The 25681-nt window shown below is 34.7% G+C and carries 21 protein-coding genes and 5 tRNA genes; 17 read left to right on the top strand and 9 right to left on the bottom strand.

The genetic code is table 11. The annotated features are described in order from the left end of the window. Positions 1-99 precede the first annotated feature (99 nt). The 7 genes from AWV75_RS15325 to AWV75_RS15295 form a co-directional block, all read right to left on the bottom strand. Entirely contained in the window at positions 100-846 is a 747-nt protein-coding gene (locus AWV75_RS15325) for a hypothetical protein (RefSeq protein ID WP_060875193.1), read from the bottom strand. Positions 847-1400: 554 nt separating this feature from the next. Further along, positions 1401-3620, bottom strand: coding sequence for an NADP-dependent isocitrate dehydrogenase (locus AWV75_RS15320; protein WP_060875192.1), 2220 nt, complete (start codon positions 3618-3620; stop codon positions 1401-1403). A 247-nt stretch (positions 3621-3867) separates the two neighbouring features. Then, a complete protein-coding gene (locus AWV75_RS15315; protein WP_060875191.1) occupies positions 3868-6291 on the bottom strand; it encodes a GumC family protein in 2424 nt (807 codons plus the stop codon). A gap of 5 nt (positions 6292-6296) precedes the next feature. Next, complete coding sequence (locus AWV75_RS15310; protein WP_060875190.1) at positions 6297-7079, bottom strand: polysaccharide biosynthesis/export family protein; 783 nt, start codon at positions 7077-7079, stop codon at positions 6297-6299. 112 nt (positions 7080-7191) lie between these two features. After that, positions 7192-7935, bottom strand: coding sequence for an LPS export ABC transporter ATP-binding protein (lptB, locus tag AWV75_RS15305; protein WP_060875189.1), 744 nt, complete (start codon positions 7933-7935; stop codon positions 7192-7194). Between the two features lie 2 nt (positions 7936-7937). Further along, complete coding sequence (gene tatC, locus AWV75_RS15300; protein ID WP_060875188.1) at positions 7938-8777, bottom strand: twin-arginine translocase subunit TatC; 840 nt, start codon at positions 8775-8777, stop codon at positions 7938-7940. A gap of 4 nt (positions 8778-8781) precedes the next feature. Further along, on the bottom strand, positions 8782-9747 hold the full coding sequence (locus AWV75_RS15295; RefSeq protein ID WP_060875187.1) for a KpsF/GutQ family sugar-phosphate isomerase: 966 nt from the start codon (positions 9745-9747) through the stop codon (positions 8782-8784). A gap of 91 nt (positions 9748-9838) precedes the next feature. Between AWV75_RS15295 and AWV75_RS15290 the strand changes: the two genes are divergently transcribed. After that, the gene (locus AWV75_RS15290) at positions 9839-12034 is read left to right on the top strand and encodes an ATP-dependent DNA helicase RecQ (protein ID WP_060875186.1); all 2196 of its coding nucleotides are present in this window, start codon (positions 9839-9841) and stop codon (positions 12032-12034) included. A 149-nt stretch (positions 12035-12183) separates the two neighbouring features. Here the strand turns inward: AWV75_RS15290 and AWV75_RS15285 are convergent, their stop codons facing one another. Next, the gene (locus AWV75_RS15285) at positions 12184-12423 is read right to left on the bottom strand and encodes a hypothetical protein (protein ID WP_060875185.1); all 240 of its coding nucleotides are present in this window, start codon (positions 12421-12423) and stop codon (positions 12184-12186) included. A gap of 167 nt (positions 12424-12590) precedes the next feature. Here AWV75_RS15285 and idi point away from each other — a divergent pair, with 167 nt between their 5' ends. From idi to cls, 13 genes are all read left to right on the top strand, one after another. Next, complete coding sequence (gene idi, locus AWV75_RS15280; protein WP_060875184.1) at positions 12591-13118, top strand: isopentenyl-diphosphate Delta-isomerase; 528 nt, start codon at positions 12591-12593, stop codon at positions 13116-13118. Between the two features lie 6 nt (positions 13119-13124). Beyond that, positions 13125-13541, top strand: coding sequence for a 6-pyruvoyl trahydropterin synthase family protein (locus AWV75_RS15275; RefSeq protein WP_060875183.1), 417 nt, complete (start codon positions 13125-13127; stop codon positions 13539-13541). Between the two features lie 95 nt (positions 13542-13636). Next, a complete protein-coding gene (locus AWV75_RS15270; protein WP_197429591.1) occupies positions 13637-14605 on the top strand; it encodes a type I phosphomannose isomerase catalytic subunit in 969 nt (322 codons plus the stop codon). Positions 14606-14661: 56 nt separating this feature from the next. Further along, positions 14662-14925: a hypothetical protein gene (locus tag AWV75_RS15265; protein WP_002987118.1), complete on the top strand. Its 264-nt coding sequence runs from the start codon at positions 14662-14664 to the stop codon at positions 14923-14925. 81 nt (positions 14926-15006) lie between these two features. Continuing rightward, positions 15007-15080, top strand: a tRNA-Thr gene (locus tag AWV75_RS15260). 39 nt (positions 15081-15119) lie between these two features. After that, a tRNA-Thr gene (locus AWV75_RS15255) sits at positions 15120-15193 on the top strand. Positions 15194-15232: 39 nt separating this feature from the next. Beyond that, a tRNA-Thr gene (locus tag AWV75_RS15250) sits at positions 15233-15306 on the top strand. 39 nt (positions 15307-15345) lie between these two features. Continuing rightward, positions 15346-15419, top strand: a tRNA-Thr gene (locus tag AWV75_RS15245). 37 nt (positions 15420-15456) lie between these two features. Continuing rightward, positions 15457-15530 (top strand) — tRNA-Thr (locus AWV75_RS15240). A gap of 565 nt (positions 15531-16095) precedes the next feature. Beyond that, on the top strand, positions 16096-17220 hold the full coding sequence (locus tag AWV75_RS15235) for a sialate O-acetylesterase (protein WP_060875181.1): 1125 nt from the start codon (positions 16096-16098) through the stop codon (positions 17218-17220). A 5-nt stretch (positions 17221-17225) separates the two neighbouring features. Then, entirely contained in the window at positions 17226-18320 is a 1095-nt protein-coding gene (locus tag AWV75_RS15230) for a sialate O-acetylesterase (protein ID WP_060875180.1), read from the top strand. Between the two features lie 181 nt (positions 18321-18501). Then, a complete protein-coding gene (locus AWV75_RS15220) occupies positions 18502-19353 on the top strand; it encodes a hypothetical protein (protein ID WP_060875178.1) in 852 nt (283 codons plus the stop codon). Between the two features lie 304 nt (positions 19354-19657). After that, complete coding sequence (gene cls / locus AWV75_RS15215) at positions 19658-21139, top strand: cardiolipin synthase (RefSeq protein WP_060875177.1); 1482 nt, start codon at positions 19658-19660, stop codon at positions 21137-21139. Between the two features lie 143 nt (positions 21140-21282). On the opposite strand, the gene AWV75_RS15210 is transcribed toward cls, so the two are convergent. Continuing rightward, complete coding sequence (locus tag AWV75_RS15210; protein ID WP_060875176.1) at positions 21283-23676, bottom strand: outer membrane beta-barrel family protein; 2394 nt, start codon at positions 23674-23676, stop codon at positions 21283-21285. A gap of 157 nt (positions 23677-23833) precedes the next feature. On the opposite strand from AWV75_RS15210, the gene AWV75_RS15205 reads away from it, so the two are divergent. The 3 genes from AWV75_RS15205 (at position 23834) to AWV75_RS15195 (ending at position 25679) form a co-directional block, all read left to right on the top strand. Then, positions 23834-24415, top strand: a complete 582-nt coding sequence (locus AWV75_RS15205) for a TIGR00730 family Rossman fold protein (protein WP_060875207.1) — start codon at positions 23834-23836, stop codon at positions 24413-24415. A gap of 81 nt (positions 24416-24496) precedes the next feature. Further along, positions 24497-25249: an NYN domain-containing protein gene (locus tag AWV75_RS15200; protein WP_060875175.1), complete on the top strand. Its 753-nt coding sequence runs from the start codon at positions 24497-24499 to the stop codon at positions 25247-25249. A gap of 181 nt (positions 25250-25430) precedes the next feature. Then, a complete protein-coding gene (locus AWV75_RS15195; RefSeq protein WP_060875174.1) occupies positions 25431-25679 on the top strand; it encodes a hypothetical protein in 249 nt (82 codons plus the stop codon). Positions 25680-25681 lie beyond the last annotated feature (2 nt).

Below are 25681 nucleotides of genomic sequence, written 5' to 3'. Positions count from 1 at the left end.
TAAAACAGTCCTTTTTTTTAAAATTATCTTCAGCACATAAGAGTACTACTATGCATCTTGCTTATTTTTCTATTAAAATACGGTAATTAAAGAAAGAAGTTAATCTCTAAGATAAGCATAACCTAACATCGAAAAATCAGAAGTGTTGAGTTTTCCTTCAAAGGTCCAAGTAACATTAGCTCCAGATACAGTATTAATCCAATTAAAATTTCCAGCATAAGATCCTGACATAGAAGATATGACAAGTAAAGAAGGGGTGCTTGTGGAACCTTGGGGACTAGTTCCAGTACGACATAAAAGAGTCGCTGAAATACTGCTCGTTGGACCATTTATATTAATTTGAGTATCTATATGGTCCTTACCTGAAAAATATTCAGGAGATGAAATCTCTCCTGTTCTATAAAAAAAGACACTGCCAATTTCAGCCAAAGGCTGTGGCTTTTTAGCTAGAGAAGCAACATTATTTTTTGATATACGAATCCCATCATTATTTAATTCTTTGAAGTAGCTACCACTATTAGTCTCCATTTCAACATATGAGGCTCCGTTTCTTATTTCATTTTTTATAAATGAATTTAATGCATTTAGTTCGTTTTTAAATCGATTCAAATTCTCGTTTGAAACTTTTTCTAATTGATTAATACTGCTCGTTGGGATGAATCTTAAAAAGTCACTTTTAGCATTTAGATTCAAAGAGTAGGCTAAATCTTGTTTATCAATCGTGACAAAATCTTGTAGTATTCTAGCATCTTCTGCATAATTTCTTATTTCATTCTGATCGTCTTTTTGACAGCCAAAATTGAACAGTACTAGACTTACTATTAATGTTCTTACTAGTTCTTTCATGGTTCTTATTTATTAGATTAAAAAATGATGTAATAGCGAATGTAGATGTATACAATTAAAACAATTTATTTTTGATTTATATAAATTTCAAATAATAAATAGGGTTATTTGTTGGATAAAACTTACTATTTGTATTAAAAGTATGAATATTATTTAAAATAACATGTGTTTTTATTGAAATTTATTTTTGGGAAATAAAGACGCAAATAACTGGAGAAGTCGATAGCGAATTGAATAGGATAGCCTTATTTTTCTAAAAGCTTCCTGGTCCTATAAATCAAGGACTCAATAATGAGAGGAATGGATCTTATTAACAATTAAAGTACATAGCAAAGGGGATAGGTAGATTACCCTTACATGCTTTTTTTTATAAAATAACAATGCATTGTAGATCGCTTGGTAGTACGGATAGGATTTGGAGTAATCATCTTTTAGTTTTACTGTCTTAGGGCTTTACTAACTAGCTTTTGATGATACTGTTGACTGACTGTAATGTAGTGATAAAAAAAGGCTGTCTTGAAAAAGACAGCCTTTTGTATTTGGAATACTAGTGATTAGATAGTATCAATAATTGTATTCAATGTTGCACTTGGACGCATGGCTTTAGCAGTTGCCTCTACGTTAGTTTGGTAGTAACCTCCAATTTCTTGTGCTTTACCTTGAGCTCCGATTAACTCTTCGTTAATTTTCGCTTCGTTTTCATTCATTGCTTTAGCGATAGGTGCAAATTTAGCTTTTAATTCTGCATCTTTCGATTGAGCAGCTAATGCTTCAGCCCAATACATCGCTAAATAGAAATGAGATCCACGGTTGTCGATAGACCCAACTCTACGAGCAGGTGATTTATCGTTATCTAAGAACTTAGCAGTAGCTTCGTCTAATGTTTCCGCTAATACTAATGCTTTTGCATTATTTTGAGTTTGGCTTAAGTGTTCAAAAGAAGCACCCAAAGCTAAGAACTCTCCTAATGAATCCCAACGTAAATAACCTTCTTCAATGAATTGTTCGATGTGTTTTGGAGCAGATCCACCAGCACCTGTTTCGAATAATCCTCCACCGTTCATTAAAGGAACGATTGAAAGCATTTTTGCAGAAGTACCAACTTCTAAGATTGGGAATAAATCAGTTAAGTAATCACGCAATACGTTTCCTGTTACAGAAATAGTATCTAATCCTTGACGGATGCGCTCAACAGAAACTTTAGTAGCTTCAATTGGGCTTAAAATACGGATGTCTAATCCTGTTGTGTCGTATTGTTTTAAGTATTCGTTTACTTTTTTGATTAATTCTCTATCGTGAGCTCTATTTTCATCCAACCAGAAGATTGCTGGTGTTTCAGATAAGCGAGCGCGGTTTACGGCTAATTTAACCCAGTCTTGGATTGGGGCATCTTTTGTTTGACACATTCTGAAGATATCTCCAGCTTCAACAGCTTGTTCAAAGAACACATTGTTGTTTTCATCAGAAACGCGGATTGATCCTACTGCATCAGCTTGGAAGGTTTTATCATGAGATCCGTATTCTTCTGCTTTTTGTGCCATTAAACCAACGTTTGGTACTGATCCCATAGTCGTAGGGTTGTAAGCACCATTTGCTTTACAATCTTCGATTACAGTTTCATATACTCCTGCATAGCAACGGTCTGGAATAATTGCTAATGTATCTTGTTGTTTTCCTTCTTTATTCCACATTTGACCTGAAGTACGAATCATTGCAGGCATAGAAGCATCTACAATTACGTCAGAAGGAACGTGTAAGTTTGTAATTCCTTTGTCTGAGTTTACCATCGCAATAGCTGGTCCTTGTGCAATAGCCATATCGATCGCTGTTTTAATTTCAGCTTCTAAAGCGTGTCCTGCAATCTTAGCATATAAATCACCTAAACCATTGTTTGGGCTAATACCTAATTCAGCAAATACAGCTGCGTATTTTGCGTAAACATCAGCGAAGTATCCTTCTACTACAGCTCCAAAAATGATAGGATCTGAAACCTTCATCATAGTTGCTTTTAAGTGTGTAGAGAATAAAATATTTTTCGCTTTCGCTTCTTCTTTACATTCAGAAACAAATGCTTTTAATTTATTTAAGTTTAAAACAGTCGAGTCAATTACTTCTCCTTGTAAAAGAGGAGCATAATCTTTCAATAATTTTGTAGTACCATCTGCACCAACAAATTCGATTTTGAATTTAGTATTTTGTGCAACAGTTACTGATTTTTCAGTACCATAAAAATCACCATCTGTCATAGATGCCACTCTAGTTTGTGAGTTTGCATCCCAAGCTCCCATTGAATGTGGGTGTTTTTTTGCATAATTCTTTACTGCTTTTGGTGCTCTACGATCAGAGTTTCCTTCACGCAATACAGGGTTTACAGCAGATCCTAAAATTTTAGCATATTTCGCTTTAATCTCTTTCTCTTCGTCATTTTTAGGTTCAGAAGGATAATTAGGAACAGCAAATCCATGGGCTTGAAGTTCTTTAATTGCAGCGTTTAATTGAGGAATAGAAGCAGAAATATTCGGTAATTTGATAATATTTGCTTCTGGACTTTTTGCTAATTCTCCTAATTCAGCTAAAGCGTCGCCAATTCTTTGTTCCTCTTTTAAATACTCAGGGAAATTTGCTAAAATACGTCCAGCTAAAGAAATATCTCTTGTTTCTACATCAATACCTGCAGTTTGAGCAAAAGCCTGAACAATCGGTAAGAAAGAATACGTAGCTAACATTGGAGCTTCGTCTGTAAACGTGTAAAGGATTTTAGAATTTTGTGTCATTTTTGTTCAATTTAAATGATAACAATATAATTGTTGTATGTGTTGAGTCTAAATAGTAAAATTATAAAGCAAATATAAGCATAAGCATTGAAAAAAACGTGGTAATTCAGCGATATAACAGTAGAATTGTTAAGTTTATAATATGCCTTTGTAAAATTGCTTTATTGTTATTTTTGAAGGTTTTAAAAAGTGATATTGCTAAAAAAGGCTGACATATTTCTATGTCAGCCTTCTGTGTTTTATTTCATTATTTTAAATTCAAAAGCTTTTTCCACCACGGACGTTTATCTTCTAACACATCGTGTCCATAGCCGTAACCATAACCATAACCGTAGCCATAACCACCGTATCCTTTCATGGTTGTTGTGTCATTCAAGATAATAGACATGTTTTTCAATTTACCTTCACGGTGTAAATCCGTAGGTAGTTTTAACATGCGTTTATCTAAGTAATTGGCACGTGTTACGTAGATAAAGGTATCAGCAAACTTACTTACCAATAGAGTATCTGTTACTAAACTAACTGGTGCTGTATCCACTACAATATAGTCATACTCTGTTTTTAGTTTAGTAAACATGGACTGAATCGCATTACCCATCAATAATTCGGCTGGGTTTGGAGGAATAGTTCCCGCTGGCAAAGCAAAGAAATTCTCATATCCTTTTACTTTTACAATGAATTGATCAATATCAATATTCTTTCTTAATAGGTAATCGGATACCCCTTTTGAAGGTAGATTCAGATAATCATCTAATCGAGGATTACGCAAGTCCATTCCAATTAAAAGGGTGCGTTTTCCAGAAAGTGCAATGGTTGCAGCTAAGTTTACTGAGGTAAAAGTTTTACCTTCTTTTGGAAACGTAGAGGTAAGGAAAATAGTTTTGGCCATCCCTTCTTTTACATTCCCTAACATAAACTCTAAGTTCGTACGTATAATACGCAAGGCTTCAGCTGAACTTGAACGACTAGATAAATCAATGATGTTTTCATGATCATCTGAATGGGGAATATCTCCCAAGAACGGTACATCTGTATTGTTCTCAATATCCAAGCGATTTTTTACTTTCGTATCCAATAGTAAACGCAAGTAGATAACTGCAAAAGGAATTAGCCCTCCTAAGATTAAAGCTGCTAATAAAATAATAGCCTTTTTAGGTGAAACGGGTTTATCCGAACTTTTTGCTGTGTCAATTACTTTTGCATTAAGATCAGTAGCTGCTAAAGTAATAGCTGTTTCTTCTCTCTTTTGGAAAAGGTACAAGTAAATGGCTTCTTTTACCTTTTGTTGTCTATCAATAATTCTAAATTCTCTTTCTTGTCTAGGAACTTGAGAAAGTTTGGAACGCAATTCAAACTCTTTGCTTTCTAATTCCTTTTTTGTGATTTTCAACGAACTTTCTAAACGATTTAAACTCGCTAATACCGAAGCTTTCATCGCTGAAATTTGATCGTCTAATCGAACAACAACAGGGTTTAAATCTGTTGAACTAGATGAAATCTTATTGCGCTCTAAGACTAACGTATTGTATTGATTAATTAGAGAGTTAGAGCTTGGATCTGAAGAAACAATATTACCTGGTAATAGCTCATTTAGTTTGCTATTTCTCAAGAAATCAATCAAAGAGGAAACTACTTTTAATTCTGTTTCGTTCTCAATGATTTGCTTGTCAAATACATTGGCATTTTGTAAGTATAATCCCAATTCAGTAGGAATATCTGTAATGCTGTTTTTTGACTTATAACCTTCTACCGTTTTTTCTACATCACTCAATTCATCTGTGATGAGCTTTAGACGACTATCGATAAATTCAGAAGTTTTTTCTGAAATATAACGCTTATCTGCAATAGCAGCATCGTTGTATAAGGTGATTAAGTTATCTAAATAGTCCACTGCCTTTGCAGGAGTTGGACTTAATAACGATAAGTCAAGGATACTTGAAAACTTATCTGTAGGAGCGATTTGAACATTTTTAACAAAGTAATCAGTTACTTGTTCAATAGGTTTGATGGTAACAGTAATATTACTGACATCTTCTGCCTCTTCACTTTCTTCAGCTTCTCCTTCAGTTCCTTTTTTAAGGGTAGAAATTGGTTTAGGTTGGTTTTTTGTAACAATTAACTTTCCTAAAATTGTTTCAATAGGGGTATTGTACTCGAAAGTACCTAACTTAACTTTCTCTTTATCTAAAAGTGTAAATGAAGTATCGGTGATATCTTTCACAAAGAACGTATAGCTCAATTGATCGAAATCAAATACGCGTTCGATAAAGTTGAAATCAATAGGGCTATTATTATAAAGTTCACTATTAACAACACGTCCTTCATTAATGTAAGAAATATTCAACTGTAAACGACGTACTGTTCGTTCTGCTAAAGTACGAGAAGATAAAATCTGAGTTTCATTCTCCAGGTTACTCTTGCCTCCTGAAAGCATTCCCAAGTCTGCAAATGCAGAAAGCTCAGTAGAAATACCGCCGCCTCTTTTTTCGTCTTTTACTATAATCGTTGTATTAACTTTATAGGTTTTTTCTGTATAACGAAGGTAGATAAAAGCCAGAACGAGTGTGATAAAAACACTTACTACAAACCATCTCCAGTGTACAATATATTTCTCTAATTCTTCTCGAATATTAATGTTTACATTTTCACTATTGTCGAATTTTCCTTCCATTTCTTTTATTTAGTTGACAGCGCAATTATAGTTACTAATAAAGATAGTGCCGAAATACCTAAAGTAAGGTTAGGACCTACAACAGAAGAGTTTACTCTTGTTTTGTTAGGCTCGACATATACAATATCGTTTTGGTTTAAGTAATAGTAAGGGGAGGTAATAAAATCAGCCTTAGTCATATCCACACGGTAGGGAATACGTCTTCCTTCCACTTCGCGAATCACAAGAACATTGTCTCTTTTTCCATAAACAGTCATGTCTCCTGAAAGCGCAATCGCATCAGAAAGCGTCAAACGCTCGCTAACAACAGTATGAATTCCAGGTCTATTCACTTCACCTTGTACGGTTACTTTGTAGTTCATGATTCTCATGTTAACGATAGGACGAATGATATATTTACTAATCTCAGTCGTTAAATAATCAATGGCTTCTTTTTTCGTTAACCCACTAATTTTAATGGTTCCAAGAACAGGAAATTCAATGTTTCCCTTGTTATCTACAAGATACAATTGTTGTTGCATTTGACCTGTACCCGCAGCATTATTGGGGTTAGTCGTCATTGTATTTAACAAATTGAAGGGAGCAGCAGCCTCACGATCTTGAGCTGATACAATAATCATTAGTAAATCATCTGGTTGCAGATGTGTTTCAAAATTGGTCACTGTACTATTCTTCGTTAACACATCTTCCACATTTTGGTAGTAAACCACTGATTTTCTGGACGCACAAGACGTGAAAAATACAGCTGTTAAGAGGAGTAACACAGCAAATGAGCTTCTTAATTTCATTGTTAATTTTTTTGCAAAAGTAGAACTTTGTTAAGTCGAATAAAAGTAAAAGTAGCAATATTTTACTAATTACAGTAAAAGAGCACTAAAATTTACTCAGCTATTAGTCGACTTAATCGAAGTCTAACTTCTTTTTACGTAATTCAAAGTTTTGACCTAAATATACTTTTCTAACCATTTCATCCTCTGCTAGTTCTTCTGGAATTCCAGCCTTTAGAATTCCTCCTTCAAACATTAAATAGGTTTTATCTGTAATGGCTAATGTTTCTTGTACGTTGTGATCTGTAATTAAAATTCCAATGTTTTTGTTTTTCAATTTGGCTACAATGCGCTGAATATCCTCTACTGCAACGGGGTCAACACCAGCAAAAGGCTCATCGAGTAAGATGAATTTTGGATCCGTAGCTAAGGCACGAGCAATTTCCGTTCTTCTGCGTTCTCCACCAGATAACAAATCCCCACGGTTTGTGCGAATGTGCTCTAAGTTAAATTCCGCAATCAAAGACTCCATTTTAGCCACTTGTTCTTGTTTAGAAAGCTTGGTTAATTGAAGTACACTTAAAATATTGTCCTCAATACTTAATTTTCGAAATACGGAGGGTTCTTGGGCTAAATACCCAATACCATGTTGTCCTCTTTTGTACATCGGAAAACTGGTAATGTCCATATTGTCCAAATAGATGTGACCAAAATTAGGCTTTACCAAACCCACTATCATATAAAACGATGTCGTTTTTCCCGCACCATTAGGACCTAATAATCCTACAATCTCTCCTTGATTAACTTCAACAGAAACGCCTTTTACAACCTTTCTCTTTTTGTACATCTTGACAATATTATCTGCTCTTAATTTCATACTTAGTCATTATTGTTTGGTGCCAAAACTTCCGTTTTAGGTTTCTTTTGAACAAATTTAGAGATATAAATACTAATTTCATATAGAATCAACAATGGGATGGATACTATAATTTGGCTAATCACATCTGGAGGAGTGATGATTGCTGCTAAAATTAGAATTAAAACAATCGCATATTTTCTATATTCTCTTAAAAATTGTGGGGTTACTAAACCAAGAACCGATAAGAAATACATGATAATTGGAAGTTCAAAAATAAGTCCACAAGCTAAAGAAGTTGTTTTAACTAAACCAATATAGGAATTGATATCGATGTCATTTTTTACCACGTCACTTACTTGTAGATTTACTAAGAAGTTGATTGATAATGGAGTAATTACATAGTAGCCAAATAAAACACCCAAGAAGAATAAAAAGGAAGAAATGACAATAAAGAATTTGGCGTATTTCTTCTCTTTGGAGTATAAAGCTGGACTAATAAATTTCCAGATTTCCCATAGGATAAAAGGAACTGAAATGATGAAACCTGCTGTAATACACGTCCACATCATGACAGAAAATTGCCCATCCATGGTTCTGTTTTGAATTTCAAAAGGAAGTTCTTGTTGACAAAAACTATCGTCAAAATTGAAGTACTGTGCAATTTTACAGAAGAATTGATAGGTAACAAAATCACTGTTCTTTGGTCCGAAAATGATTGTATTGAATATAAAATCCCTGAAAAAGAAAGCGATGATTCCTCCTCCTAAAATAAAAACGGAAGCGCGGATTAATAGCCATCTTAATTCTTCTAAATGGTCCAAAAAGGACATTGCCTTTTCTGAGTTTTTTTGTTTTGCCATTTTGTTATACTATTCCTTCTTTTAAAATATCGTGTAAATGAATAATGCCTTGATATGCCCCAGCTTGAGTTACAATTAATTGTGTAATTGAATTGTCCTCTAACATCGATAGTGCTTGAGAAACCAATTGATCAGATTCAATTGTTTTCGGATTCGCACTCATGATATCTTTGGCTTGAATGGTCTCAAAACTAGTATTATTTTGTAACATTCTGCGCAAATCGCCATCTGTAATAATGCCAATTAACGTATTATTATCAATTACAGCTGTTACCCCTAAGCGTTTTTGCGAGATTTCTACAATTACATCTTTAATCGAAGAGGTTGGTGAAACCATCGGTTTGTTCTCGTTGTTTAGGATGTCTTTCACCAATAAAAGTAATTTTTTTCCCAATGCACCTCCTGGATGGTAAAGGGCAAAATCATTGGTTGTGAAGTTTCTACACTCAATTAAACAAGCAGCTAATGCATCACCTAGTGCCAATTGAGCTGTTGTGCTATCCATTGGAGCTAAGTTGTTTGGATCAGCTTCTCTGTCTACTTTTGATAGTAAAACATAATCTGCATTTTTCCCTAAAAATGAAGTCTCATTTGCGGTTATGGCAATAAGGGTATTGCCAAAGCGCTTAAGTAAGGGAGTTAATACTTTTATTTCGGGGCTATTGCCACTATTGGAAATGCAAATTACACAATCATTCGGTTGAAGTAATCCTAAATCTCCGTGAACGGCTTCTGCCGCATGCATAAAGAGAGAAGGAGTTCCTGTAGAGTTGAATGTAGCGACAATTTTACTTCCGATTAACGCACTTTTTCCAATCCCTGTTACAACTACACGTCCCTTGCAGTTTAAAATGGCTTGTACAGCAGCTGAGAAGTCTTCCGTTAGGTAGTCGATGAGCTTCTTAATGCTTTCACTTTCAGATAGTAAAGTTTTTTTTGCTCGCTCTAATATGGTGGTATGTGTATTCAAAATGACTAGAATGTTAAATATTAGGATTGCACCAAAGAAAATTTATATCTTTAGGTACTGCAAATTTATGTAAAATACCATACAAAATTAAATGAAATCAATTGAAATTGACTTGCACAAAGAGTTAAAGAGATTTTTTGGCTTTTCCCAGTTTAAGGGTCTTCAAGAAGACGTGGTGAAAAGTATTATCTCCGGGCATAATACATTTGTGATTATGCCTACAGGTGGTGGCAAATCACTTTGCTATCAATTACCTGCATTGGTTTTAGACGGAACAGCAATCGTTGTTTCTCCGTTGATCGCTCTGATGAAGAATCAAGTTGACGCTATTCGCAGTTTGTCCACAGAGCAAGGAATTGCCCATGTTTTAAACTCTTCTTTGACCAAAACGGAAGTAAACCAGGTGAAAGAAGATATTAAGCAAGGAATAACAAAATTGTTATATGTAGCCCCAGAATCACTAACCAAAGAAGAATATGTCAACTTCTTACAAGAGGTAAAACTGTCATTTGTCGCTATTGACGAGGCGCACTGTATCTCGGAGTGGGGACATGACTTTAGACCTGAATACAGAAACCTAAGGAATATTATCCGACAATTAGGTGATATTCCAATTATTGGCTTAACTGCTACTGCTACACCTAAAGTACAAGAGGATATTTTGAAAAACCTCGAAATTCCCAACGCCAATGTTTTTAAAGCCTCATTTAATAGACCCAATCTATACTATGAGATTAAACCCAAAACAAAAAACATTGAAAGTGATATTATTCGCTTTATTAAACAGCGAAAAGGAAAGTCTGGGGTGATTTATTGTTTGAGTAGAAAAAAAGTAGAAGAGATTGCCAATGTATTACAAGTAAATGGAATTAGCGCTGTTCCCTATCATGCAGGATTAGATGCTAAAACCAGAGCCAAACACCAAGATATGTTCCTGATGGAAGATGTCGATGTGGTCGTAGCAACGATTGCGTTTGGTATGGGAATTGATAAACCCGATGTGCGTTATGTTATTCATCACGATATTCCAAAGTCTTTAGAAAGTTATTACCAAGAAACAGGAAGAGCTGGACGAGATGGAGGAGAAGGATGGTGCTTGGCGTATTATTCGTATAAAGATATTGAGAAACTAGAAAAGTTCATGGCTGGGAAGCCAATCGCTGAACAAGAAATCGGAATCGCTTTACTACAAGAAGTAGTAGCTTATGCCGAAACATCCTTATCAAGACGTAAATTTTTACTGCATTATTTTGGAGAAGAATTTGACGAAGTACAGGGAGAAGGTGCGGATATGGATGATAATGTTCGCAATCCTAAAAAGAAAAGTGAAGCCAAAGATGAGCTTCAAAATGTATTGAAGATTATTAGTGAAACAAAGCAGGTGTACAAAACCAAAGAAATTGTATTTGTACTTTTAGGAAAATTAAATGCTTTGTTGAAAGTGAATAAGACCGATACACAAGCTTTTTTTGGTTCCGGGAAAAATCAAGACGAGCGTTTTTGGTTGGCTTTAATTAGACAAGCAAACGTAGCAGGGTATCTCAAAAAAGATATTGAATCTTATGGTGTTTTAAAGTTAACGGAATTAGGAGAGCGTTTTATCTCAACTCCTGTTTCTTTTTTGATGACAGAAGATCACGAATATGCAGAAGGGGATGCGGTGGTCGAAAGCGATGCACCTAGAGCGGAACTTGTTATTGACCAAGTATTGATTAATCTATTAAAAGATTTACGTAAAAAAGTAGCCAAAAAAGCTGGAGTTCCTCCTTTTGTTGTTTTTCAAGACCCTTCTTTAGAAGAAATGTGTCTGAAATATCCAATCACACTTGAGGAAATGGCAAACATCATTGGAGTGAGTGATGGAAAGGCGAAGAAGTTTGGGAAAGATTTTGTTGATGTAATTAAAAATTACGTAGAGGAAAATGATATCATTCGACCTGATGATTTAGTCGTAAAATCTACAGGGGCTAATTCGGCTTTGAAACTATATATTATTCAAAGTGTAGATCGTAAATTATCTTTGGATGATATTGCGAAAGCAAAGGGATTAGATATGGATGCCCTATTGAAAGAAATGGAGCAAATCGTGTATTCTGGAACTAAATTGAATATCGATTATTGGTTGGATGAAGTATTGGATGAAGATCAACAGGAGGAAATTTATGATTACTTCATGGATTCTGAATCCGATAATATAAAAACAGCAATGGCTGAATTTGATGGTGAATATGATACGGATGAATTGCGATTGATGCGCATTCAGTTTATTACAAAAGAAGCAAATTAAGCGTGTTTTTATAGCAAACCACAAGAATAAGAAATAAAAAAATCCAGTGTGACTACTCATGCTGGATTTTTTTTATTGTACATTGAGATTGGTTGAAGAAGAATACGCCTTTGTTTATCCTCACAATAGTTTATTTAATGGAGAAGTGTTTATTGTTCGTATAATTCTCCTCGATGTGGTTTTAATACATCTCTTACTGCGCGCATCTGTTCATCATGAACAACGAGGTAGGCAATGCTGTGTACCTCACTTAGTACCTGTTTATCTATTAGGGTTAACGGTAGTTTTTCCAAAGCGACAAATTCGCGTAAATGAATCACGTGATGATCCGCGATTTTTTCAGCATCAGGACCGCGAAAATCCCAAATTAGTTTGATTAATCTTTCCATAGGTCTTACAAAAGAAACAAAGGTAAATAAAATGTATTGGAAGTACGGAATTTCTGTACTCTTTAGCAAGCATCAAAGCGAAAGTGCAATTTTTAAACTCGTTGAGGGCGTTGGTTTCCTATTTTGTTTTTTGTACTTTTGGAAGTAAAATAAATTTGAAACTAGGTATGATTGAAGAGCAAGTGATTTTAGTGAATGAGCAAGATGAACAAGTAGGTACCATGGGCAAACAAGAGGCTCATGAAAAGGCTTTGTTGCATAGAGCGTTTTCTGTATTCATTTTTAATGATAAAAATGAAATCATGTTACAACAGCGTGCAGCAGAGAAGTATCACTCACCTTTATTATGGGCAAACACTTGTTGTAGTCACCAAAGAGTTGGCGAAACCAATATCGAAGCAGGAGCACGTCGATTGAGAGAAGAGATGGGTTTTGAAGTAGAATTGAAAGATGTGTTTCACTTTATTTATAAAGCTCCTTTTGACAATGGACTAACCGAACATGAATTTGACCATGTAATGGTAGGATATTACAATGGAGAGCCGGTGATTAATCCCGAAGAAGTGGAAGCGTGGAAATGGATGGGAATTGAAGAAGTAAAAAAAGATATGGAAGTAAATCCTCAATTATACACAGCTTGGTTTAAAATTATTTTTGCAAAGTTTTACCCGCATATTGAAGCACATAAAATCTAAGACATCATGAGATTAACAGTTAGCCGTAAAGCACATTTTAATGCAGCTCATCGCTTACATCGTTCAGATTGGTCGGAGGAACAAAATCAGACTGTATTTGGTAAGTGTAATAATCCTAATTTTCACGGACACAATTACGAATTAATCGTTCATGTAACGGGAGAGGTTGATCCAGAAACAGGATTTGTCATGGATTTGAAAATTTTGTCTGATTTGATAAAATCAGAGATTGAAGAAGCTTTCGATCACAAGAACCTCAACTTGGATGTTGTAGAATTTAAAAATCTAATCCCTACTGCGGAGTATATTGCGGTAGTGATTTGGCAAAAATTAAGACCTTTTATTGATAAAGATAAAGATTTAGAGGTGGTTTTATATGAAACTTCTAGAAACTTTGTAACTTTTAAAGGGGAGGGGATTTAACATACTTAGTATTCATTAAAAGTTGTACATTTGCGTCTTGTTTTATGCCGTGTTCCTTCTGTGGACTACTGCAAAATGAGGAAGAAGTTAAGCCTATGAGTTTTATACAATATCCAATGATGTTTGAACCCATCCTAAAAGATAGAATTTGGGGGGGAGAGAAATTACATACTGTTTTAGGTAAACAGCAGATTTCTGATTCAGTTGGAGAAAGCTGGGAGATTTCAAATGTTCCAGAAAATGTCAGCCTTGTTTCCAATGGCGGTTATAAAGGACAAAGCTTAGAAGAATTAATTAAAACATATCCAGATGATATCTTAGGTCCATATATTGTATCTACTTTTGGATATCAATTTCCTTTGTTGTTTAAATTTTTAGATGCAAAGGAAGATTTATCTATTCAGTTACATCCCAATGATGAATTAGCACGAGAACGACATGACTCTTTGGGGAAAACCGAAATGTGGTATGTAATGCAAGCGGATCCTGGTGCTAGAGTAGTTGTAGATTTTAAAGAAGGGGTGACTCAAGAAGATTATTTACAACATTTAAACACCAAGACTTTACCTGCTATTTTAAATGAGATTCCCGTAAAAAAAGGCGATGCTTTTTTTATACAAACAGGAACTGTTCATGCTATAGGAGGAGGGGTTTTATTAGCTGAAATTCAACAAACATCCGATATTACCTATCGCGTGTATGATTGGGATAGGGTAGACAGCGAGGGACAAACCCGAGAATTACACGTAGATTTAGCGTTAGAGGCGATTAATTACGAGAAAAAACAGGTGGTACTTTCGTATGATAAAGAAACCAATCAAGCAAATCCTTTGGTGTCTTGTCCGTTTTTTACAGTTAATTTTATCCCTTTAGAAGAACGATATGAAATAGAGAAGCCCTTAGATCGCTTTTACCTTTATGTTTGTACAGAAGGGGCGTGTGAGCTTCAGATTAATACCTTGACGTGTGGAATTAAGCAAGGTCAAACTGTATTGATTCCTGCATCAGTGAAAAATTTAGTTGCAACTGGTCATGCAACGCTGTTAGAAATATATATCGATTAGACCACCGATATCGAAAAGATAATATGTACTTTTGTTTAAAATTTAAATAAATTATTATGGCAAGTGTAAGAGGACTTAAGAAAGACGTTCACCAAGTATTGGGAGATATCATTGAAGCAATTTATATCCACGAATTGACAACAGGTGGTGCTACAGAGCAAACATCTGCATTGATTGAAGAAGCATTGACAAGTTTTGACGAATTGATCGTTGACATCAATGCAAAAGGAGTAGAAAACAAAAAAGCACATTTTAAAGGTGTTTTTGTAAAGTTGGAAAATATTGCAGGTCAATTAGTTGAAAAAATAAACAACTTGTAATTAAAATAAAGCGAAAAAAAACACGCAGAATCAGTTGGAAGATTGAAAAAGCGTGTTATATTTGCACTCGAAAAATGAGTCGCCGGTGTAGCTCAGCTGGCTAGAGCAGCTGATTTGTAATCAGCAGGTCGTGGGTTCGAGTCCCTCCATCGGCTCAAATTTTGAAGATTAAGTATTGCAAGGCAATTTGAGTCGCCGGTGTAGCTCAGCTGGCTAGAGCAGCTGATTTGTAATCAGCAGGTCGTGGGTTCGAGTCCCTCCATCGGCTCAAATTTTGAAGATTAAGTATTGCAAGGCAATTTGAGTCGCCGGTGTAGCTCAGCTGGCTAGAGCAGCTGATTTGTAATCAGCAGGTCGTGGGTTCGAGTCCCTCCATCGGCTCAAATTTTGAAGATTAAGTATTGCAAGGCAATTTGAGTCGCCGGTGTAGCTCAGCTGGCTAGAGCAGCTGATTTGTAATCAGCAGGTCGTGGGTTCGAGTCCCTCCATCGGCTCAAATTTTGAAAATTAAGTATTGCAAGGCAATAAGTTGCCGGTGTAGCTCAGCTGGCTAGAGCAGCTGATTTGTAATCAGCAGGTCGTGGGTTCGAGTCCCTCTATCGGCTCAAAAGCCTCCTAATTTATTAGGAGGCTTTTTTGTTTTATCCCCTTTCTATTTTTAAGGATAAAAAAAACGTTTTTTTTTATCCTTAAGTGTTCGATTCGTTTGTCACCCTGAAAAATAAAAAAATCTCTTCCATTTTTGTCATCCTGACGAAGGAAGTAGAACGATTGTATCCTATAAGTCCTCTTTTACTTGCAGCGTAAAAAGTTTTGTCCATTGACAAAAAAAGAACGACTAATTTGTAATTTCTCTTAGCATCCACCTAAACTATTTAATTTTTGGGTGATATGATGTACTAGTAGTAGAGCACTTTTTCATTTAAGTCGTTTAAGCTAGCCGTGTGTATCATGTTGTAGAAGGACTTTATTTCTTTCGTATAAAAGAATTCTCTGTGTTTTCAATTTTGAAAATAGAAACAATTTTTGCCACTTTTTGTTACTTTCGAGATCTCTTTTTGAGAATAGTGTTTTAATTTAAAATAAAATGTAATTATTTTATTTTTAAAATTGTTAAATTTTATAAAAATGCACTATTTTTATATTTAAAATAATTTAAAATATAAAATAATGAGAAGAAAACTAACGTTTTTATGTGCCTTTCTACTCTTGTTAGGAAGCCATGCACTCCAAGCTCAAGACACAACCTGTGCGTTTGATGCTAATGAACTATCGTATGATGTCATATTAGTTGCTGGTCAATCTAATACACATTATGGATACCCACTTAATGCACAATTGGATACGGTGAATCCTCGTGTATATGAGTTAAAACGACATGATAGCAAAAATTTTAGAATTCATCCAGCGGGACCAGTTCTTGATTTTTGGACTCGACAAACCAATCGAAATAGCTTTGCCACTACGTTTTCAAATCTGTATATCAATACATATTTGAAAGATAATAACCGGAAAGTACTTATTATTCCATGTGGATATGCGGGGAGTAGTATTACAGATTGGACTCAAGGTAAGCTATTTTACAAGGATGCGATGGAACGCGTAAATTATGTTTTGGATAATGTTCCAGGAAGTAAGTTAGTGGCAATACTATGGCATCAAGGAGAAGCGAATGTTGGATGGAACCCCTACCAAACAACGCTTGATAGTATGATTACGGATATGAGAAATGAGGTTCATCAAGTAGACGGACAAGATATTCCCTTTATTGTAGGTGGAATGGTTCCGTATTGGGTAAGTCGAGATGCTAATAGAGGTGTACAACAAGCAATTATTAAAGATACACCTAATCGAGTGCGTAATACTAGTTATGCCGATCCAGAATTCCCAACTTTAATAGATAAACCAAATAATGGTTTTGATGATATCCACTTTGATTCAGCTGGACAAAGAGAAATGGGATTCCGTTATTTTACAGCGTATCAAACGTTAGCTAATTTGAACAGCGAACCCCATGCTATTCAGACTTTAGCTTCAATAGAGCAACCGATTGATATTGAATCGAATGCAACTCGGTTGTATCCTAATCCAGCTACAGATTTTGTGAATCTTGTATCGATTCAAAAGATTAAACAGGTGGAAATTTATAATCACAGTCAATCTCTTGTGTTTAAGCATTCATACAATCAAGCTGAGGTAACTATTGCAATAGCAAATCTGCCTGTTGGGCTGTATGTAGCGCGTGTTACATTGGAAGATCGTACAGTAGAACAGATAAAAATAATTAAAAAATAATTGAGATGAGATATTTATACCTTTTTGTAGCTTTATTTTTTGTCAACGTTTCTGTTGCTCAACAAAATGTAGATCCTTGTTTAGAGACAAGTGAAGGATATGACGTGATCTTAGTAGCAGGGCAATCCAATACACATTATGGATACCCTTTAGATGTACAGTTGGATACCGTTCATGCTAAAGTATACGCTATACACAGACAAAGTGGATTAGATTATCGCATAGATAAAGCAAAACCAGCATTAGATTTTTGGACGAAAAGTACCGATCGAAATAGTTTTGCAATTACGTTTTCTAACTTATATGCTACACAAATTCTGACAAATTCCAGTAGAAAAGTGTTAATTATTCCTGCAGGATATTCAGGTAGCAGTATTTTAAATTGGAAAAAAGGAGGAAATCTTTATACAGATGCAATAGAACGCGTAAACTATGTATTAGATAATATCCAGGGAAGTAGAGTCGTAGCGATTCTATGGCATCATGGAGAAGCAAATGTTGGATGGGCTCCCTATCAAGAGACATTGGATACCATGATTGCTGATATGAGAAGTGATATTCATCAACAAAATATGCAAGAGATTCCTTTTGTTTTAGGCGGAATGGTTCCGTATTGGGTAAGTAGAGATGCTCGTAGAGGCGTACAACAAGCAATTATTAAAGATACACCTAATCGAGTGAATAATACTAGTTATGCCGACCCAGAATTTCCTACAGTTATCGATAAACCAAATAATGCCTATGATGAAATTCATTTTGATGCAGCTGGACAAAGAGAGATGGGAAAAAGATACTTTAATGCATTTATTGAATTGAAGCAGGTAAAATTTAAAGTATCCATTACAAGGTATCATGAATTTGTATATAAACAAGATGATTCAAAAGCTATACCCGTAGATAAAATTGAGGTTATTGCAAATAAAAATATACAATCTGCTGTTGTTTATAATGGCAATAATATTCCTGTATTAACAGTGGATACAATTGTGAACAATAGCTTCTCCTTAGAGGTAGATACTTTGCCTTTGAGCGATCAAGCTTATCAGTTAAAAATAACGGATGCTACTAATTTTACGCATATTTATCGTTTTTATCGCTAAAAACAAAAGTGTACAAAAGAGTAGTTAGTAGATAACTACTCTTTTTTTGTTTACTAGCGTTTAGGGGGAGCTGTTTTACCCATTGTAAAAAGATACAATTAAGATTGATTGTCATTTTTTGATTTTTTGAATCCCCTTTTTTTTCTTTTGTCAATTTATTTGTGCTTTAAATGAATGACACATGAAAAAATTATGGATTATTTTTATGAGTGCTTGTAGTTTAGGCTATGCACAAATTGGTATAAATACTACTGATATTACTAGTACATTAACGATACAAGGATCTGTTTCTGCTAATTATCGCGAAATAACAAATACAACTTACTATCTTAAGCAGGATGATTGTAATGTTGGTTTTACTAGTCGTTCGAATCAAGATGGCGTGTTCTATCTGCCTCTGTACCGATATCAAATGGATGATGCATTTGGAAGAATGTATAACATTAAAAATTTAACGGAGAATCTCGTATTACAGGTAAGAACGCAAGGAGGAAAAGCTTTAAAATTTGGTGGATTGAAAGTCTCTGATACTTCTTCCTATTTTCTTTACCCAGGACAACACTTGTCTGTTGTTGCTGATCAAAACAATGATTGGGTCGTATATGATTATCCTTCTTATGTAAGAAAGTATACGAAGGTAGATGATAATTTAGAAGGGAAAACGACGGTCAGGATTGGAGATTTTAGTTTTCGACTTCTTAAAGTAGGAGCGGTTGGGGATGTCTATTTGCAAATCAAGTCAGCTAGGGGGGTGAATATAGCTTGTAGTACAAGTTTGACGTATACGACTTCTAGCAATAAGAGAGGTTATACTAATGTTATTGATACTAGATATGTTCAGGCACATAGGTGGACATTTTCGCATCAAGATCCTGGTGCTAAATCGAACCCCGTTATGTCTTATTATAATCTTTTAAGCCAAGTAAGTATTATAACAATAGGAGATACAGGTGAAATGTACCGAGTTACTTGTTCTGGATTCAATGTAGGATTTACTAAATATATGGGGATATTAGTTGAACGATTGCTGTAAGAATTAGTAGAATAATGAACCCGATAGATTTGTTTTAGTTCTTGTGAAATAACTAAATAAAGGAATGATTGAATAAAATGAAATGACTGTAAGAAGAAAGCTTTCGTTTATTTCGAAGGGTTTTATTCCGGCAATTTAGCCTTTCATATGAACTGGAACAAGTAAATGTAACAAGCAAAAGAACTGCTGTTCTTGGGAGCAAGGTGTTTTGAACTGAGATATAGTGGAATTTAGAAAAAGAATGTTTAAATTTAGGTTTACTTTTTGGGCAACTACTTTTACTTCATCGTAAAGCATTCAAATTATGATGTCATTATTTTTCGAATCAGAGTGGATTATTTATTGGGAAGTCGTGTACTTTATCATTGCAATTCTTGTGTCTATTCGAATTATTTATGATACCGATTCGATTTCCAAAACATTAGCCTATCTGTTGCTGGTGTTCTTTGTTCCGATATTTGGAATTATTTTCTATTTTTCTTTTGGTATCAATTACCGACGACGAAAGATGTATTCTAAAAAATTAATTGCCAATGACAACTATGCGGAGCGATTCTACAAGCGTATTAGCGAAATACACCTCGATTTAAAGCAACAAGGACATCCAATTGTTGACCAACATCGTTCGTTGGTTCAATTGCTCTCTAATGCCATGGTAGGGGAAGGTCCACTTTTGGTTGATAATGATGTGGAGCTCTTACAGAATGGAGAAACTTTTTTCCCCCGTTTACTACAAGATATTAAAGAAGCGAAACACCATATTCATATTGAATACTATATCTATGAAAATAATGAAATAGGAAAAGAAATTGCTGATTTACTAAAAATAAAAGCACAAGAAGGTGTAGAGGTACGTTTTATTTATGATGATTTTGGTAGTCGAAGTATACGCAAGAATATTGTGAAAGAACTTCGCGCAAATGGAGTACAAGCTTTTGCCTTTAATAAAATTATCCTACTGGCACTAGCCAATCGATTAAACTACCGCAATCACCGTAAAATAGTGGTCATAGACGGACAAATTGCTTATACTGGAGGAATTAATATATCGGATCGCTATGATAACAGCAGAAAAGCGGAAAATGATTTCTTCTGGCGAGATACCCATATTCGAATTGAAGGAAGTGGAGCCTATGGTTTACAACACGTATTTTTGACGGATTGGAATTTCTGTAGTAAAGAGAATATTTATTTCTCTGCCGATTATTTTCCGAAGATTCACATGGGAAAACAAAACATATTGCCCTTGCAAATCATTGCTTCTGGACCAGATTCGGATGTGCCTTCTATTTTGTTTAGCGTTTTACAAGCTATACAGGCTACTAATCATGAAATATGCATTACAACGCCCTACTATATCCCAGATGAATCCCTTCAGTTAGCGATTAAAATGGCAGTGCTTAGTGGGAAAAAAGTAAAGCTTTTATTGCCGGGAATTACAGATTCCTTAACGGTTAAGTTAGCTTCTGAATCCTATTTCCAAGAACTATTAGAATCGGGAGTTGAAATTTATTTATATAAAAAAGGGTTTATTCACGCTAAAACATGGGTTACGGATTCTGGTATCAGTTCCGTAGGTACGTGTAATTTAGATCACCGTAGTTTTGATTTAAACTTTGAAGTCAATGTAGTTCTTTACGATATGGATTTCGCCAATCAAATGCGCGCCATGTTTGAAGAGGATTGTAAAAATTCAATTCAATTGAAATTGGAACGCTGGAATAAACGCTCCAAATGGCACCGATTGAAAAATAGCTTTTTGCGATTATTATCTCCGTTGTTGTAAATGGTGAGGATTGTAGCGGCACATGACAATGCGTAAGCACAAAAAACAAAATACAAAAAAGCAAAAAAAGCGAAGAACAAAAAAAAGGATCCCTTTTTCAAGGAACCCTCTTTCGCGTAATAATTGAAGTTTCTTATAGAAATTTAGAACAGTCCTCCTGATCCACCACTTTGTTTTGTGTTACTATCTCTATATTTTCTTTGTAATGAACGACCCTTTCCACCGCCAAAGGTATAGTTTACACCAATATACACTGATTGACTTTCCCAAGTGAATTCACCTGTTGAAGGATAAGGGTATTTTGTTTTGAATTTGTACGACATCGTATTGAAAATATCATTGAATCTTACGCTAATTCCCAATTTGTTGTTGAGTAAAGCATAACGAGCTCCAGCGTCAATTTTGTACATTTCTTGAGCATCAGAGGTAATCCCATCTACAGCACCTCTATAGAATCCAAATAAGTTAAAACGCAAGTTCTTTGTCGCTTTGAAATTACTGTTTAAACGCGCATTGAAGGCATTGGCTGTAATATCGCGTAGTACCGTTTGCATGCTTCCTGTTGCATCCAATTGAGAAACAAATCCTGTTTGTTTAATACTAGAGAAATCAATGGCAGGTTGCATGTCCCACCAAGGAGTAACAATAATATTAGCTGAAACTTCAAATCCGTATGCATCATTTGATTTATAGTTGTCAAAAGTCATCAATAAAGCATTTGGATTGTCATTTTCTGGATCATCGTAAATCACGTGATTGATCTCATGGTTAATGCGTCTGTAGTAAACACCAGCTGTAATGCTACTTCTCTTTGCAAATAATCGAGTATAGTTTAATTCTACAGAGTTTGTAAACTGTGGTTTTAATTCTGGATTACCAACCATCGTCATCAACGGTGTTGAAAACTGACGAACAGGGCTAGTTTGTCTTACACTTGGACGATCTACACGACGGCTATAACTTACGTTAAACATATCGCTTTCTGTTAAGTTATATCCAACATAAACAGAAGGATAAAGCGTCACATAATCATCTTTAAAAGTAGAAGTACCATCTAGTTTAGAATCCACTTTGTAAGTCTCTACTCTCGTTCCTACTTGGTAGTTGAATTTCCCTAAAGTCTGACCAAATGTAGCATATGCAGAAAAAATATCTTGATCATACTTATTGGCAATAGCGGTTTGATTCGAAGGAATTAACGGATTGTTTGAACTAAAATTATTATCAGCTCTTGAAATTCTACCTTCTGCTCCTAATTCTAATTTCGTATGGTCATTTAATGGATTAACATAATCAATGTTTACCGTAGATAAGGTATTCTTATCGTTATTTCCATCTTGGTACAACAAATCACTAGCGATACCTAATTTTGTTAGGTAGTCCCCGTCCATATCCGCTTTGTTGATGTTGTGGTTTACCTCAATATCTAACGTATGTCCTTTTTTCTCAAACAAATGTTTGTAAGCTAGGTTATAGGTACTAAATGTATTTTTGTTGTCGTATTTTGTTTTTTGAAAAATATCTTCAAACGAGTGATCCGGATAAAGCGTTGTGGTTTTTAAATCTAAATTACTTTTGTTTGTACTTTGATTAGTATAAAAAGACAAGGTATTATTGTCATTAATATAGTAATCAACCCCTACTTTATACAAGATGTTTTTGTTGTGGCTCAACATGTCAATGGTTGTAGGAGATAAAATATCTTCACGAAACATAGATCCATCATTCTTTGATTTACCATCTGAATAACTAGCATTTCCAAAGAAGTTTAATTTTCCTTGTCTGTAGTTTAGGTTTAATGAAGTTGTCGATTGGATGTTTTTAGCAATAGTAACTCCACTATCTACTGAACCATTGAATCCATCCGCTGTGTTTTTGTGTAACACAATGTTGATGATTCCCGACATACCTTCTGGATTGTATTTTGCACTTGGATTGGTAATCAATTCGATGCTTTTAATTGAAGTCGATGGAATTTGTTTCAACAATTGTTCAGCTGACATATTTGTTGGTCTACCGTCCAATAAGATTCGCACATTTTCATTTCCTCTTAAAGAGATTTTACCATCTTTGTCTACGTTAACAGAAGGAATATTGTTCATGATATCCGATGCAGTTGCCCCTACTGTTGTTAAGTCTTTTCCAACAGTAATTACTTTTCTATCGATTTTTTGTTCAATCGTAGAGCGTTCAGCGACAATGTTTACATCCGCTAAAGTAGTAGATTCAGCTTCAAGATAAATCGTTCCTAGATCAGTCGCATTTTTCAATGCAATTTCTTTGTGATAAGGCGTATAACCAATAAACTGAATATCTAAGTTATACGTATCTGCAGCAGCAGTAATGGAGAACGTACCAGTATCGGTGGTCATTCCACCTGTGATAACAGTATCTCCTTTTTTTAAGGTAATCGTTGCATAGGGAATCGCTTCATTGAGTTTTTTATCAAGTACACGCCCCGTTATTTTTACTGAACCTTGGGCATAAACACCACAAAGGGAGAGTAAAAAGAACAATAAAGATAGTTTTGAATTCATTGGATTAGTTGAATTAAGTTTTCGTCTACTCTAATAGACTGAGAAACGTTACTTTTGTTACACGATAAAAAAGGTAAAAAATTAAATAATCAAACATTTGTGTGGTAACTATTTGTTTTTTAGTTATTTAGATGTTATTTAGATGAATTATAAATTTATGAGATACACAGTATTTTGCGGTTCAAGCGCAGGGAATAAAGAAATGTACGTGCAACAAGCCCTTGCTTTAGGAACTGCATTAGCTCAACACCAAATAGGTGTTGTTTATGGAGGGGCTAAGGTTGGTTTAATGGGAGTCATTGCTGATGGTGCATTAGCACATGGTGGAGAAGTTATCGGAGTTCTACCTCATTTTTTAGCTGATGTTGAATTAGGGCATACTCGCTTGAGTGAACTTATTTTTGTAGAAACGATGCACGAACGCAAAGCAAAAATGGATGAATTATCCGATGGAATTATTGCTTTACCTGGAGGATATGGTACACTGGAAGAATTTTTTGAAGTATTAACTTGGGGACAATTGGGATTACATAAAAAGCCAATTGCCTTATTTAATGTAGATGGATTTTATAATCCTCTGTTAGAAATGATCGCTACCATGGTAAAACAAGGTTTCTTAAAAGAAGAAAATCAAAATATGATTATCGTGTCAGATGATATTGAAGATTTATTGCGCCAAATGCAGGTATATGAAGCGCCTAAAGTGGGGAAATGGGTCGTTAATAAAGAAAATATGTAACATGCTAAAAAAAGATTAAAGTTGAAGTTTATCCCCTCTTTTTTTCGTATTTTACTTACTTGAGTTTGAATACAATAAAAAATGGAAAAAAACAATAATAATATAGCGATACTCGTTGATGGAGATAACGCACAAGCCAAATTATTACAAAATATTTTAACGGAGGTATCTAAATATGGTAAGGTTACTATTCGTCGTATTTATGGCGATTGGACTACCCCTCAAATGAACAGTTGGAAGGATTTACTCAATGATTTATCCTTTTCGCCCATTCAGAAATTTAATTATACTTCAGGCAAGAATTCGACAGATAGTTCCTTAATTATTGATGCCATGGATATTTTACATGCAAAAATGGTTGATGGATTCTGTATTGTTTCTAGTGATAGTGATTATACAGGTTTAGCGAAGCGAATTCGAGAGGAAGGAATTTTTGTGATGGGGATTGGAGAAAAGAAAACACCCAATGCCTTTGTTCAGTCTTGTGAAATTTTCACCTATTGTGAAACGTTGATGCCTAAAGCGGCTAAAACAGAAAAAAATACCAATCAAGAGAAAAAACCAGTGGTGGGTGAGGAAGAAGATAACGATACACTGACCATTACGAAGAAAGAAATGCGCCTCATTGATAAAGCATTTGATATGTCAGTAGATGAGGAAGTTGAAGCGTATATTTCTACTGTTGGAAATAACCTGCGAAAATTAGATCCTAGTTTTGACTCTCGAGATTATGGATTTAGGAACTTAACTGAAATGTTTAAGCACCTAAAAACATACGAAGTCATCAATAACAATGTAAAAGGATTAAATCATCCTTTAGTCAAAAAGAAGTAACCGCAAGGTTACTTTTTTTTTTGAACCCATTTTTTTTCAATAGGTTTGATGCCGTGATTTTATTTTGTGTTGTGGTTTTTTATACATTTGGATGAAATAAAAACGATTGTTTAGGTATTTGTCTTGAACCGTTGATCTAATGCAGTAGAGCGTAGCATTAGGTGTTATAAAAACCATATAGATGAAAGAAGAAGAAATAAAAGCATTAACGGATGAAGCCTTAATCGAAAAAGGAAAAAAGGCGAGAACATATTATTTAATTAATGCTGCTATTATTGGTGCATTTATAGGAGTTTCCCTTTATAATACCTATAAAAAAGGCGTAGACTTTTTTACGTTCTTCCCTTTGTTTTTTGTTTTTATTTTACTGAAGAGTGGACAAGATTATAAATCCATTGAAAAAGAATTGAAACTTCGCAATTTAAAATAAAC

This window comes from Myroides odoratus (assembly GCF_001549985.1).
Classification (GTDB): domain Bacteria; phylum Bacteroidota; class Bacteroidia; order Flavobacteriales; family Flavobacteriaceae; genus Flavobacterium; species Flavobacterium odoratum_A.
Note: the sequence above shows the minus strand (reverse complement) of the source record. Positions and strands in the feature narration are given on the sequence as shown.